10 protein-coding genes are annotated in these 14343 nt (G+C 67.5%); all 10 read right to left on the bottom strand.

All coding sequences use genetic code 11. The features are described from left to right. Positions 1-115: 115 nt before the first annotated feature. Entirely contained in the window at positions 116-676 is a 561-nt protein-coding gene (locus tag GON06_RS18045; RefSeq protein WP_198346764.1) for a TetR/AcrR family transcriptional regulator, read from the bottom strand. Then, positions 669-3116: a PEP/pyruvate-binding domain-containing protein gene (locus tag GON06_RS18040; RefSeq protein WP_198346763.1), complete on the bottom strand. Its 2448-nt coding sequence runs from the start codon at positions 3114-3116 to the stop codon at positions 669-671. The genes GON06_RS18045 and GON06_RS18040 overlap by 8 nt, the downstream gene beginning before the upstream one ends. 396 nt (positions 3117-3512) lie before the next feature. Then, complete coding sequence (locus tag GON06_RS18035) at positions 3513-3917, bottom strand: DUF3566 domain-containing protein (protein WP_157313692.1); 405 nt, start codon at positions 3915-3917, stop codon at positions 3513-3515. Next, positions 3914-6466, bottom strand: coding sequence for a DNA gyrase subunit A (gene gyrA / locus GON06_RS18030; protein WP_157313691.1), 2553 nt, complete (start codon positions 6464-6466; stop codon positions 3914-3916). The genes GON06_RS18035 and gyrA overlap by 4 nt, the downstream gene beginning before the upstream one ends. Positions 6467-6512: 46 nt before the next feature. Further along, positions 6513-8579 carry a DNA topoisomerase (ATP-hydrolyzing) subunit B gene (gene gyrB, locus GON06_RS18025; RefSeq protein ID WP_157313690.1) on the bottom strand — a complete coding sequence of 689 codons (2067 nt, stop codon included), beginning with the start codon at positions 8577-8579 and terminating at the stop codon, positions 6513-6515. Positions 8580-8697: 118 nt separating this feature from the next. Next, the gene (locus GON06_RS18020) at positions 8698-9192 is read right to left on the bottom strand and encodes a DUF721 domain-containing protein (RefSeq protein ID WP_157313689.1); all 495 of its coding nucleotides are present in this window, start codon (positions 9190-9192) and stop codon (positions 8698-8700) included. Beyond that, the gene (gene recF, locus GON06_RS18015; RefSeq protein ID WP_332837705.1) at positions 9185-10405 is read right to left on the bottom strand and encodes a DNA replication/repair protein RecF; all 1221 of its coding nucleotides are present in this window, start codon (positions 10403-10405) and stop codon (positions 9185-9187) included. Before recF ends, GON06_RS18020 begins: the two co-directional genes overlap by 8 nt. A gap of 271 nt (positions 10406-10676) precedes the next feature. After that, positions 10677-11129, bottom strand: a complete 453-nt coding sequence (locus tag GON06_RS18010; RefSeq protein ID WP_332837704.1) for a GNAT family N-acetyltransferase — start codon at positions 11127-11129, stop codon at positions 10677-10679. Next, the gene (gene dnaN / locus GON06_RS18005; RefSeq protein WP_332837703.1) at positions 11126-12268 is read right to left on the bottom strand and encodes a DNA polymerase III subunit beta; all 1143 of its coding nucleotides are present in this window, start codon (positions 12266-12268) and stop codon (positions 11126-11128) included. The genes GON06_RS18010 and dnaN overlap by 4 nt, the downstream gene beginning before the upstream one ends. A 459-nt stretch (positions 12269-12727) precedes the next feature. Next, complete coding sequence (gene dnaA / locus GON06_RS18000) at positions 12728-14119, bottom strand: chromosomal replication initiator protein DnaA (RefSeq protein ID WP_157313688.1); 1392 nt, start codon at positions 14117-14119, stop codon at positions 12728-12730. Positions 14120-14343: the final 224 nt, after the last annotated feature.

Below are 14343 nucleotides of genomic sequence, written 5' to 3'. Positions count from 1 at the left end.
TTACCTCACCCCAATGGGATATGCCTCCCCCAGAAACACGAGCGGGGCGAGGTGTTCCCGGAACGAGCATTGGAAGGGGCCCGCTGGCCCCGCGCCCCGAGCAGCGAGGACCACCCTACGCAGACCGAAAAACCGGCATCAGCACCGAATCAACGATCTCCGCCACATCCACATCCCGAATCCCCCGGAACAACAGCCGATCCCGAAGCACCGCTTGCCCCACATCCAGGCGCAATTCCGTCACAGCCTCAGCAGAGATCTCCCCGCGCTCCACGCCCCGGAGAACAACCTCGCGCATCATCTCGCGCCCCATGCCCCGCGACAGCTCCTCCATGCCGCCTCGATCAGCCAGCGCCTCCGACAGCACTCCCCGCATCGCTTCGCCCAACGGCCCCGCCAGCAGTTCCGCCGTCCGCCTCAGCAGCGCGCACAGGTCGTCGCGCAGATTCCCCGTGTCCGGCACGCCCTCGGTGTCCCGCATCTGCGCGTACGCGGTGTCGCGCACGAGTTCCGCGCGCGAGCCCCAGCGCCGATACAGCGACGCCTTGCCTGCACCGGCGCGTTCTGCCACGCCCTCCATGGTCAGCCCGCCGTACCCGACGTCCGCGAGCTCCGCCAGCACGGCCGCGTGGATCGCGCGGACGAGCGCGTCCCCGCGTCGCCGGGTGTCAGCCACGGGTCACCCGGCCAGTGGTCCCGTCGACGGTCACGGTCTCGCCGTCGATGAGCACGGTCGTGCCGTCGCCCGTTCCCATGACCGCGGGCAGTCCGTACTCGCGGGCGACGATGGCGGCGTGGGAGGCGATCGATCCGGTGTCGACGACGACGGCCGCGGCGCGCAGGAACAGTGGCGTCCAGGCGGGGTTCGTGTAGGGGCAGACCAGGATGTCGCCCTGCTGCAGCCGGTGGAAGTCGGCCGCATCGCGGATGATGCGCACGGGCCCGGTCGCCGTTCCTCCGCCGGCGGGGGCGCCGCTCACCGCCGCATCCGCTCCGTTCTCGCGACGGAACACGTCGCGCACGTCGACCACCGGGATGCCGGCGAGTTCCGCTCTCTTCGCGGCGCGCGCGACGACCAGACCCCGGAGCCGTGCCACGGTCGCCGGGTTCATCATCGCGACGTCGGGGATGGCTGACGCCTCGTCCCAGCGCAGGTGGAACACGTCGAACGGCTCATCGAGCACCCCGGCGTCCTGCATCCGACGTCCGATCTCGAGCAGTGCGCGGCGCAGCGCGGGCAGTGATGCGGTGAAGAAGAAGTGGCTGTCCTCGCGGTAGGCGACGCCGGCCTGGGCGGCGCGCACCCAGTGCCGTGCGGCCTTCTGCAGCCGCTTCGGCCGGAGGAGCGGATGCCGCAGCAGCCGTACCAACGCGTCGTCGGAGCGTGACCGGCGGTCGTCCTGCGGCGGGCTGTCGACGAATCCGGCGATCATGCCGACGATGACGTCCGGCGACTCCGCGAGCGTCGGCGGACTGACGAGCAGCGGGGACGCCGTCTCCTTGCGTCCGAAGTCGTGCCGGAAGGCGTCCAGCGCCGCGGTGAACGCGGGGAACCGGTTCAGCTCGGACACGATCTCGGCCGGGGTTTTCGACGCGAAGAGCTCGTGCAGCGCAGCATCCTTCCGTACCGTCCCGGCCATGTCGGCGAGGGCGCGTTCGGATGCTGCGGTGCGCGTCGGCGCGCCGCCGGTGAGATCGGCGAGCAGTTCGCGGCGGCCGAGCAGGGTTGTCACGAGGCCGAGCCGGATGACGGCGATCGCCGTGCCGGGGAGGTAGTCGATGCGCATGTCGCGGCTGAGATCCATCAGGGCGAGGGCGCGCTCTGGCACGCGGAGCAGCTCGGGCCAGCTGAGGTCCGGCAGCGGGAGCGCGTCGAGTTCGTCGGCGCTGCTCAGCAGCTGTGCGAGGCGCGGGTCGTCCGGAGCGTCCTCGGGGTGGAAGCGCAGCGCCTTGCGGATGACCTTGAACGGGGTGAGCAGGATCGCCGGTCCTGGCCGCATGTGCGGCGGGACGAAGCTGGTGACCACGCCGTCCTCTTCGACCAGGAAGTCGGTGAATGCCCCGCGGATGCCGAAGTACACGGTGATCTGCCGCATCATGTCGGCCGGGCCCCGTCCGAGCCAGGTGGTCACGTCCATCGGATACGGACGCACCGGAAGGTACTCGCTGAAGATCATGCTCTGCACGCGCTCGCGCCGGTTGAGCCGGCGCGGTTCGGGTGGCAGGGCCGTCATCGGTCGGGCCTGCAGGATGTGCACGGTGCCGTCGGCGATCGCCCACTCCATGTCCTGCGGCCGGCCGAAGTGCGTCACCGCGGCCCGGGCATAGCCGGCGAGCTTCGCGAGCTGGCTCGCACTGAGCAGGCGTCCGCCGGTCGGCGCCGGGGTGTCGTGACGGATGCCGCCACCGGAGTCCGTCCTGATCACGACATCCGCCCGGCCCGGCGTCCACTTCTGCACGGCGCCGTCCTCGTCGAGTTCGTAGTGCTCCGGGGTCACCATGCCCGAGACGACCGCTTCCCCCAGACCCGCGGCAGCGTCCACGATGATGCGGTCGCGGCGTCCGCTGACCGGGTCGGCGGAGAACATCACTCCGGCGACTTCCGAGTCCACGAGCTGCTGCACGACCACGGCGATGCGCACTCCGGCGGGATCGACGCGTCGCTCCCGCCGGTACGACACGGCCCGGTCGGTCCACAGTGAGGCCCAGCATCGGCGCACCGCGTCGAGCACGTCGTCCACTCCGACGACGTTCAGGTAGGTGTCCTGCTGTCCGGCGAAGGCGGCACCCGGCAGGTCTTCGGCTGTCGCGCTCGACCGCACCGCCACCGCCACGTCCGCCCCCAGCTTCGCGTAGGCCTCCGCCACGGCATCCCGCAGTTCCTCCGGTATCGGTGCCCCCTCCAGCATCCGCCGCAGTTCCGTCGGTTCCGCTTCCGCCACCCGATCGGTCAACCCCACGGCCTCCGTCGCGGCCGCATACGCGTCCGTCGTGACGACGAACCCGCCAGGCACCGGCAGCCCCGCCCGCAGCATCTCCCCGAGGTTCGCGCCCTTCCCCCCGACCACGGAGAGACCCCGTGCCTCATCCAGTCCCACCACCATAAGAAACGTCACGTTCCCTACGCTACGCCCCGTTCCCCAGCCCCACCACCCTTCGGCGGGCGCCTCACCGCGTTTCGTCTCAGTCGCTGCGCTCCTCGCTCAACGACCGGATGGTCACGTAGTCCAAAAGCTCAAGCGGGCGGGGAGGTTCCCGGAGCGAGCATAGGGAGGGGCCGTTAGCAGGAGCGGGCTTGCCCGCTCCTGCTAACGGAGGGTCCCTCTCTGCGAGCGCAGGGAACCTCCCCGCCCGCGCCCCACCCCACTCTGCGAGTGCAGGGAACACCTCACCCCGCGACGCCCGCAACACCTCACCCCGCGCCCCCGCCCTTCGTCTCGCTTCGCTCGCTCAGGACCCGACAACGAGAAAGGGCGGATGCCTCGCAGCATCCGCCCTTCCAGAAGACAAGCTCAGTTCGACATGAACCCGACGAGCAGCCCGCCGGTCACCTTCACCGCCACGTTGTAGATCCCCGCCACGACCGCCCCCAGCACCGTGAACACGATGAGGTTCAGGATCGAGACGACGGCCGCGAACGCCATGACCTGCGGCAGTCCGATCAGCTCTTCCAGGTTGACCTGTCCGTCGGTGAAGCCGGCCAGGAACTCACCGGCCTGCGTGATGACGCCGGTGGACTGCAGCACGAGGAAGATCAGGAAGAACGACACCATGGTGACGACCGCCAGTGCGACGGCGCCGAGGAACGACAGCTTCACAGCCGACCAGAAGTCGATGTAGACCAGCCGCAGCCGGACCTGCTTGCCGCCGGTCTTGCGGGTGGACTTCTTCGCGAGCTTGTCGGCTACGGTGCTCATGCGTCTTGGCTCTCTTCGGGGGTCGGGGTCTCAGGGGCCTCGGGGTCGGTGTCCGCCTCATCCTCTTCTGCCAGTCCGCGTTCGGTGTTGCGGGCGATGGCGAGGATCCGATCGTCGTCGGTGGTGCGGGCGAACAGGACACCCATGGTGTCGCGGCCCTTGGCGGGCACCTCGGCCACGGCAGAGCGTACCACCTTGCCGCTGGACAGAACCACCAAGACCTCGTCGTCCTCGGAGACGATCAGACCGCCCGCGAGAACGCCCCGATCGTCGTTGAGCTTGGCCACCTTGATGCCGGTTCCGCCGCGTCCCTGGACGCGGTATTCCTCGATCCTGGTGCGCTTGGCGTAGCCGCCGTCGGTGACGGTGAACACGTAGGAGTCCTCGTCGACGACGGATGCCGAGAGCAGGCCGTCCTCTTCCTTGAACTTCATGCCACGGACGCCCTCGGTGGCGCGACCCATCGGGCGCAGCGCCTCGTCGGTGGCGTTGAACCGCACCGACATCCCCTTCCGGCTGATCAGCAGGATGTCGTCCGTGCTGTCGACCAGCATCGCGCTGACCAGCTCGTCACCCTCGCGCAGGCGGATCGCGATCACGCCGCCCTGACGGTTGGTGTCGTAGTCGGTGAGGCGGGTCTTCTTCACGGTTCCGCCGACGGTCGCGAGCGCCAGGTACTCCTTGGCCTGGTAGTCGCGGATGTCGAGGATCTGCGCGATGTTCTCGTCGGGCTGCAGTGCGAGCAGGTTGGCGACGTGCTGGCCCTTCGCATCGCGGCCGGCCTCGGGGATCTCGTAGGTCTTGGTGCGGTAGACCCGGCCCTTGTCTGTGAAGAACAGCAGCCAGTGGTGGGTCGTGGTGACGAAGAAGTGCTCGACCACGTCATCCGCCCGCAGCTGCGCGCCCTTCACGCCCTTGCCGCCGCGGTGCTGCGAACGGTAGTTGTCGCTGCGCGTGCGCTTGACGTAGCCCTCGCGGGTGACGGTGACCACCATCTCCTCTTCGGGGATGAGGTCCTCCATCGACATGTCGCCGTCGAAGCCGTGCAGGATGTGGGTGCGACGCTCGTCGCCGAACCGCTCGACGATCTCGGTGAGCTCGTCGTGGATGATGCCGCGCTGACGGGCCGGGGTGGCGAGGATGTCCTTGAAGTCGGCGATCTTGAGCTCGAGAGCGGCCGCCTCGTCGATGACCTTCTGGCGCTCCATCGCCGCGAGGCGACGCAGCTGCATCGTGAGGATGGCGTCGGCCTGATCCCAGTCGATGTCGAGCAGCTTCTGCAGGCCGGTGTTCGCCTCTTCGGCGGTGGGGGAGCGGCGGATCAGGGCGATGACCTCGTCCAGGGCATCCAGCGCCTTGAGGTAGCCCTCGAGGATGTGCATGCGCGCCTCGGCCTTGGCCAGGCGGAACTTCGTGCGCCGCACGATGACGTCGATCTGGTGCTCGATCCAGTTCACGATGAACCCGTCGAGCGCCAGCGTGCGGGGCACGCCGTCGACGATCGCCAGCATGTTGGCGCCGAAGTTCTCCTGCAGCTGCGTGTGCTTGTACAGGTTGTTCAGCACGACCTTCGCGACGGCGTCGCGCTTGAGCACGACGACCAGGCGCTGACCGGTGCGGTCGGAGGACTCGTCACGGATGTCGGCGATGCCGGAGATCTTGCCGTCGCGGGCCAGGTCGCCGATCTTCACCGCGAGGTTGTCGGGGTTGACCTGATACGGCAGCTCGGTGATGACCAGGCAGGTGCGCCCCTGGATCTCCTCGACCTCGACCACGGCACGCATCGTGATGGAGCCGCGGCCGGTGCGGTACGCCTCCTGGATGCCCTTGGTGCCGAGGATCTGCGCACCGGTCGGGAAGTCCGGACCGGGAACGCGGCGGATGAGGCCCTCGAGCAGCTCCTCGCGCGGCAGCTCGGTGTTCTCGAGCGCCCAGAGGGCGGCCTCGGACACCTCGCGCAGGTTGTGCGGCGGGATGTTGGTCGCCATGCCGACCGCGATGCCGACCGAGCCGTTGACGAGCAGATTCGGGAACCGCGCCGGCAGGACGTCGGGCTCCTGGGTCTGGCCGTCGTAGTTCGGCGAGAAGTCGACGGTCTCCTCTTCGATGTCGCGCACCATCTCGAGCGCGAGCGGAGCCATCTTGGTCTCGGTGTATCGCGGGGCCGCGGCGCCCATGTTGCCGGGGGAGCCGAAGTTGCCCTGGCCGAGTGCGAGCGGGTAGCGCAGCGCCCACGGCTGCACCAGGCGCACAAGGGTGTCGTAGATCGCGGTGTCACCGTGCGGGTGGTACTGACCCATCACCTCGCCGACGACGCGGGCGCACTTCGAGAACGACTTGTCCGGGCGGTAGCCGCCGTCGTACATGCCGTAGATCACGCGGCGGTGCACGGGCTTGAGGCCGTCGCGCACGTCGGGCAGCGCACGCCCGACGATGACCGCCATGGCGTAGTCGAGATACGACTTCTGCATCTCGGTCTGCAGGTCGACCTGCTCGATCCGGCCGTGGTTGTGCAGGTCGGCCGGGTCGGGGCGTTCTTCGTCAGTCATGTTGTTCTTTCAGATTCCGGTCGTCGTGCGAGCGAAGAGCGACGCGTCAGATGTCGAGGAAGCGGACGTCCTTGGCGTTGCGCTGGATGAAGGTGCGTCGCGACTCGACGTCCTCACCCATCAGCACGCTGAAGATCTCGTCGGCCGCAGCCGCGTCGTCGATGGTGACCTGCTTGAGGGTGCGGGTGGTGTGATCCATCGTGGTCTCCCACAGCTCCTTCGGGTTCATCTCGCCGAGACCCTTGTAGCGCTGGATGCCGGCGTCCTTCGGGAGGCGCTTGCCGTTCTCGCTGCCGAACTTCAGCAGCGCGTCGCGCTCCTCGTCGGTGTAGACGTACTCGTGCGGCGAGTTGGTCCACTTCAGGCGGTACAACGGCGGCATCGCCAGGTAGACGAAGCCCGCCTCGATGAGTCCGCGCATGTAGCGGAACAGCAGCGTCAGCAGCAGCGTGGCGATGTGCTGGCCGTCGACGTCGGCATCCGCCATCAGGACGATCTTGTGATAGCGGGCCTTCTCGATGTCGAAGTCCTCGCCGATGCCCGTGCCGAAGGCCTGGATCATCGCCTGGACCTCTTTGTTGGCCAGCGCCTTGTCGATCCTCGCGCGCTCGACGTTGAGGATCTTGCCGCGCAGCGCCAGGATCGCCTGGGTGTGCGGGTCGCGGCCCTGCACGGCCGAGCCGCCGGCCGAGTCGCCCTCCACGAGGAAGATCTCGCTGATGGACGGATCCTTGCTCGTGCAGTCCTTGAGCTTGTCCGGCATCGCGGCCGACTCGAAGACGCTCTTGCGACGCGCGGTCTCGCGTGCCTTGCGGGCCGCGAGGCGCGCGGTCGCGGCGTCGATCGCCTTGCGCACGACGTTCTTGGCCTGTGCGGGGTTGCGCTCGAACCAGTCGCCGAGCTGATCGTTCACGATCTTCTGCACGAACGCCTTGGCCTCGGTGTTGCCCAGCTTGGTCTTGGTCTGCCCCTCGAACTGCGGCTCGGAGAGCTTGACCGAGATGACGGCCGTGAGCCCCTCGCGCACATCGTCGCCGGAGAGGTTGTCATCCTTCTCCTTGAGCAGGTTGTTCGCGCGGGCGTACTTGTTGACCAGGGTGGTCAGCGCCGCGCGGAAGCCCTCCTCGTGGGTGCCACCCTCGTGGGTGTTGATCACGTTGGCGTAGGTGAACACGTTCTCGGTGTACGAGGTGGTCCACTGCATGGCGATCTCGACCGACATCTTGCGCGCGGTGTCCTCCGATGAGAAGTCGATGACCTCGTCGTTGACGACCTCGGCATGACGCACCTTGTTCAGGTACTCGACGTAGTCGACGAGTCCGCGCTCGTAGTGGAAGTCATCGCTGCGCTGCCTGGTGACGGTGACACCCTCGACCTCGACCTCCTCGGCCGCGGACGGGCGCTCGTCGTGCAGCCTGATGCGCAGGCCCTTGTTCAGGAACGCCATCTGCTGGAAGCGGCTGCGCAGGGTGTCGTAGTCGAACTCGACGGTCTCCTGGAAGATCGACGCATCCGGCCAGAACGTGATCGTCGTCCCGGTCTCGGTGGTCTCCTCCCCCTTCTCGAGCCCCTGCTGCGGAACGCCGCCGTCGGCGAAGAGGTGCCGCCAGACGTGGCCCTTCTGCTTGACCTCGACCTCGAAGCGCGTCGACAGCGCGTTCACGACCGACGAGCCGACGCCATGCAGGCCGCCGGAGACGGCGTAGGCGCCGCCGCCGAACTTGCCGCCGGCGTGCAGGATGGTCAGCACGACCTCGACGGTGGACTTGGTCGGGTCGGAGGAGTGCGGGTCGACCGGGATGCCGCGGCCGTTGTCGACCACGCGCACGCCGCCGTCGGCGAGCAGCGTCACCGTGATGGTGTCGGCGTAGCCGGCCATCGCCTCGTCGACGGAGTTGTCGACGATCTCCTGCACGAGGTGGTGCAGGCCGCGGGGGCCGGTCGAGCCGATGTACATGCCGGGGCGCTTGCGCACGGCCTCGAGACCCTCGAGGATCTGGATCGAGTCCGCACCGTACTCGCCTGGCACCTGCCCGGCCGCAGCGGATCCACCGTCTGGCGTCCCTGAGGTGGTCGAAGGGTCGTTCGCGTCTTCAGGGAGTTCAGGCGTCATCAGAGGGCAATCTCCAGATCGATATCTCGAGCTCCCATTCTAGCGGTTTTCCACGGTCGAATGGGCCTCAGCGGCCGTGTGTGGCGTTCTGAGCGTGTCGAGGTCGTCTCACGGTGACCTACCCGTAGGTGTCCCGTGGACCCCGTCCAGGGACAGTCCGCGGTCCCCACTTCCAGCTCGGAACGTCCGGACCGATGAACCGGACGTCGATGACGCCGGCATCCGGATAACGCTCGCCGATCTCGGTCATGATGACCGCGCGCATGTACTGCAGGTTCTTCGCCCAGGCCGTGGAATCGCACTTCACGGTGAGCATCCCGTGCTGCAGGGAAACAGGCTCGGAGTGCTTCGCCGTCTCCGCGCCGACCAGCTCGCCCCACTGCCGCACGAGGTCCTCCGCGGCGAGCGTCTTCTCCCAGCCGGAGTCCCGGCTGAGCTTGTCGAGGATCGAACCCAGCGCCCCGGGATCCCGTCCCGGCGTGAACGGCGCGTTGTCGTCGTCATCGCGGATGCGCTTCTTGCGCTTCCAGTTCTTCGAGCTCGGCTTCAGGCCGCGCAGCCGCAGGTAGGTGGCAACGGTCTCCGGCGTCTCGGGGGTCTCCGGATCAGTCATCGCGCTCGGTCCCTGAGCGAGCGGAGCGAGACGAAGGGTCCCGCTCATCCGTGATCGTGCCGGCCTCGATGCGCACGACGTGCCGATGCAGCACCTCGGGGATGTCGGACTCCACCGCCGCCGTGACCACGACCTGCTCGTACCCCGCGGTGATCTCCGCCAGACGCCGTCGCCGGTCGGCATCCAGCTCGGCGAACACGTCGTCCAGGATCAGCACCGGATCGCCGGCAGGCGACTCCGCGCGCAGCAGCTCGGCGGACGCGAGCCGCAGCGCGAGCGCAACCGACCACGACTCGCCGTGCGACGCGTAGCCCTTCACCGGCAGATCGTTGATGCGCAGCACCAGGTCGTCGCGATGCGGGCCGACCAGCGTGATCCCGCGCTCCAGCTCGCTCGCTCGCTTCGCCTGCAGCGCCGCGCGGAACAGCTCCGCGATCTCGCCGCGCTGATCACCCTCGTCCTTCGTCTCGCTCCGCTCGCTCAGGATCCGTGTGGGATCCTCTTCCAGATCGCCGCCACGCACCGACAGCGCCCAGTCGAGTTCCGGCTTGTGATCCGCCCCGGCGATCGTCGCGTACGCGTCGGCCAGCGGATGCTGCAGATCGGCTGCCAGGCGGATGCGGGCGTCGATGATCTCCGATCCGAGCACGATGAGCTTGTCGTCCCACACGTCGAGCGTGCTCAGCCCCTCGCCGCGGACACCACGGGCACGCGCGGACTTCAGCAGCGCGGTGCGCTGGCGCAGCACCCGGTCGTAGTCGGCCAGCACCCCGGCCATCCGGGGAGTGCGCTGGATCAGCAGCTGATCGGCGAACCTTCGCCGGGCGGACGGATCTCCTCGGACGATCTGCAGATCCTCCGGTGCGAAGAGGACGACATGCGCGTAGCGCGGCAGCTCATTGGTCTTCGACGGCGACCCGTTGATGCGGGCCTTGTTGGAGCCCTGCCGGTTCAGCTGCACCTCGACGAGCACCTTGCGCTGCGCGTGCCCGAGGCGGGCCCGGATGACGGCGAACTCGTGGCCGTCGCGGACCATCGGCGCGTCGGAGGAGACCCGATGCGAGCCGAGGGTCGCGAGGAACACGATGGCCTCGGCGAGGTTCGTCTTGCCCTGACCGTTGCGGCCGACGAGCACGTTGGGGCCGCTGTGCAAGGTGAGGTCTGCGGTCGCGTAATTGCGGAAGTCGACCAGGTTCAGGTGCTCCACAATCACTGGGACAGCCTATCTGGGGGTGGGGACACGGGGGAGCGGGAGCGAACGTTCCCTGCACTCGCAAAGCGGGTTCCTTCCCGCTTCGCGGGCCCCTCCCGATGCTCGTTCCGGGAACGTTCGCTCCCGCTCATGTTTCTGGAGGATCCGCAATTGCTCTGGGCGGGGAAGAGGTATTGGGGTGTGGAGACCCTGGCTGCGGCACCCCTCGGTCGTTGAGCGAGCGACGGAGGATCGAGACGAAACGGGTCTCAGTGCACCGAAGAGTCCGACCTCACAGGGCCTTCGCGAAGTAGACCTTCGTCGCGGAGCGGTGGGTCTCGGCGAGGCCGGACTTCTCGAGGACACGGATGGACGCGTGGTTGTCGAGGTCGGTGTCGGCGATCGCGCGGAGCGCGCCATGGGATGCCGCGATGCGGAGACCCTCGGCCACGGCCTCCGTTGCGAGGCCCTTGCCACGCGCGGCGGCGATCAGGCCGTAGCCGAACTCCACCGTGCCGGACTCGTCCGGCGGGCCGAAGAAGCCGAAGCCTCCTACTGCGAGACCGGAGACGTCGCGGATCGCGTAGAGCGTGAAGACCGGATCCGCGGCATCCTGACCTGCCAGCATGCGCAACGGGACGAGTTCGTCGTCGAACGGGTAGTCCGGATGCCAGGCGTCGCCGGCCTGCTCGTCGCGCGCGACGATCCGGGCAGCGAGCTCCGGAGTCAGCGGATCCAGCGTCACCGGAGCAGCAGGTTCGGCTGCAGCAGGTACTTGAACGAGTCCAGGCCCGCCTGATCGACCGAGGTCTGGCTGGTCACCAGCACCGGGCTCAGCTTGTTGGCGTTGTCGGACGACGTGAACGTGACGCGCACGAACTCGCTCTTCACAGCGCCGAGCGCCTCGAGCAGGTACTGCGGGTTCAGGCCGAGCGTGACCTCCTCGCCTCCGTTCAGGTGCGCGTCTACCGACTCGGAGGCGCGGGCCTGCTCGCTGCCCGAGGCGTCCATGGTCACGGACGAGGCGGAGAACGTGAAACGCAGCGGGGCGGAGCGGTCGAGCACCAGGGCGACACGTCGCACGGCCTCGATGAGGTCGGCGGTGTTGATGACCGCGTAGTGGTCCGTCTGCTCGGGGAACAACCGGCGGACCGGCGGGAAATTGCCTTTGATCAGGAGAGAAGTCACGGTCTTGTTGCCGGCGGTGAACGCGATGATCTCGCGGTCGCCGGCGCCCGAGAACGCGACCTCGATGGTGCCGGCGTGACCGAACGTCTTACCGACCTCAGTCAGCGTCCGTGCCGGGACGAGTGCGGTCTGCTCCGCGCCCTCGCCGTCCCACGGTACGTCGCGCAGCGAGACGCGGTAGCGGTCGGTGGCGACCAGGCTGAGGTTGGTGCCCGAGACCTCGAGCTGAACGCCGGTGAGCACGGGGGTGACGTCGTCGCGGGACGCGGCGAAGCCCACCTGGGCGATCGCAGTACCGAAGTCCTCCGCCGGAACGACACCCGTCGAGCCGGAGACCTCGGGGATGGAGGGATATTCCTCGACGGGCATGGCCGCGAGGGTGAAGCGCGCTGAGCCGCAGGTGACCGCGATGCCGCCGTCGTCCTCGACCGCGATCTCGATCGGGGCGTTCGGCAGCCGGCTCGCGATGTCCGAGAGCAGGCGGCCGTGCACGAGAATCGTGCCCGGCTCGTCGACGGTCGCCTCGATGGTCGTACGCGCGGATGCCTCGTAGTCGAAGGCCGACAGGGTCAGTCCCTGGTCGCCGGCCTCGATGAGCACACCGGCCAGGATCGGCTGCGGGTTGCGCTGGGGCAGCAGCTTGACGACGAAGGACACTGCTTCGCTGAACACATCGCGGTTGACCTGAAACTTCACGGTCGCTCCTTGTCGTTGCTGCTGAACCCGACAGTTGCGTCAGGCGATCCCATGCTAGTCGCAAGGAGCAAGCCGACCGCCACCCGGCGTCCGCCCGGTTTCCACACCTTCGTGGTCATCGGAGTCGCCGAATCTTCGAGAGATCTCTTAACGATGTTAACAACTGTGGATTCTGTGGATAACCCGGTGGAAAGCCGACGGGAGTAGGAAACTACAGCGGTGTCACTTGTGGAAACGCTGGGGAATCCGCGGGAATCAGGGGTTCGGATCACACCGATGTAGTTCGAAGTTATCCACAGCATGCCGTCTCCGGCATCCGATCATCCCGATGCTGAGCGGATTTCTCCACAAGTTATCCACATGTGGGAAAGTGGCGTAGTCAACAGCACGACGAAGGCCGACGTCAACCCCGCCATTCGGGGGACATCGGCCTTCTGAGAGGGGAACCGGGGCGGTGCGTCAGCGCCGGCCGAGCTGCGTGGTGATCTCCGTCACCTGGTTGTAGATGGATCGGCGCTCCTTCATGAGCTCGCTGATCTTCTTGCACGCGTACATCACCGTCGTGTGGTCGCGGTTGCCGAACAGCTGACCGATCTTCGGCAGGGAGAGGTTCGTGCGCTCACGACACAGGTACATCGCGATCTGACGCGCCGTCGCGATCTGCTGCGACCGGCTCGACCCGTACAGATCATCCACCGTGAGCTTGAAGTACTGCGCCGTCGCCGTGATGATGTCGGTCGGCGAGATGATGTTGTCCTCGGCCTGGTCGACGATGTCGCGCAGCACCGTCTGCGCGAGCGCGATGTCGAGCGTCGAGCGGTTCAGGCTTGCGAACGCCGAGACGCGGATGAGCGCGCCCTCGAGCTCTCGGATGTTCGACGAGACCACCGTGGCGATGTACTCGAGCACCTCGTCGGGGATGTGCAGTGCGTCGCTCTGCGCCTTCTTGCGCAGGATCGCGATGCGGGTCTCGAGGTCGGGCGCCTGCACGTCGGTGATGAGACCCCACTCGAAGCGGCTGCGCATCCGGTCTTCGAAACCGGTGAGGTGCTTCGGGGCGACGTCGCTGGTGATCACGACCTGCTTGTTGTGGTCGTGCAGCGTGTTGAAGGTGTGGAAGAACGCCTCCTGCGTCTCCGCTCTGCCCTGCAGGAACTGGATGTCGTCGATGAGGAGGATGTCGACCTCGCGATAGCGGGCCTGGAACGCCGCACCGCGGTTGTTCGCGATCGAGTTGATGAAATCGTTCGTGAACTCCTCGCTCGACACGTACCGCACCTTGACCCCTGCATAGAGGGACTGTGCGTAGTCGCCGATGGCGTGCAGGAGGTGGGTCTTACCCAGGCCGGAGTCGCCGTAGATGAAGAGCGGGTTGTAGGCCTTGGCCGGTGCCTCGGCCACGGCGACCGCGGCGGCGTGCGCGAACCGGTTGGACTGCCCGATCACGAAGTTGTCGAAGGTGTACTTCGGATTCAGACGCGACTCGTGCCGAGCGGGGATCGGCTGCTCGCGCGGAGATTCGAGCCGGGCCGAGTCCGGAGCGCTGAAGTCGGGGACCTCCACCGGCGCGGTGGGCTGGTCGGCGAGCTCGTGGTTCACGACCACGCGGTACGAGGTGACCTCTTCGCCGATGACGGCGAGCGCCTCCATGATCGGGATGCGCAGGCGCTTGTTGATCTGTGCGGCCGTGAGGTCGTTCGGGACATCCAGGTACAGGGTGCCGCCCATGACGCCGGCGGGCACGGCGAGACTGAGGAATCCGTGCAGCTGCGGGGTGACCCGATCGTCCTCCATCAGGCGGTCCAGCAGCTCCGACCAGATCGGGACGTCGGATGTTGCTGCAGTGGACATGGGGCTCCGGCCGTTCGCTGAGGGTCGCCGAACTCGGATTCCCCCTGTGGATAACTTCGGATGCCACGGTAGTCACCGAGGCGACGAACGGCAAGCTGTGCACGGAAAACCGCGGGTGTGTCGGAGAACACGGACGTGGGAAAGGTTGTGGATAATGGCTGTGCGCTACGACGAGGAAGAGCTGCTCACGACCGGATGTCGGCGGGAGCGGTGTTCCGTCGTGA

It is taken from the genome of Microbacterium sp. MAH-37, from assembly GCF_009758255.1.
Taxonomy (GTDB): domain Bacteria; phylum Actinomycetota; class Actinomycetes; order Actinomycetales; family Microbacteriaceae; genus Microbacterium.
The sequence above is the reverse complement of the archived record's forward strand: the minus strand, read 5'-3'. Positions and strand labels throughout refer to the sequence as shown.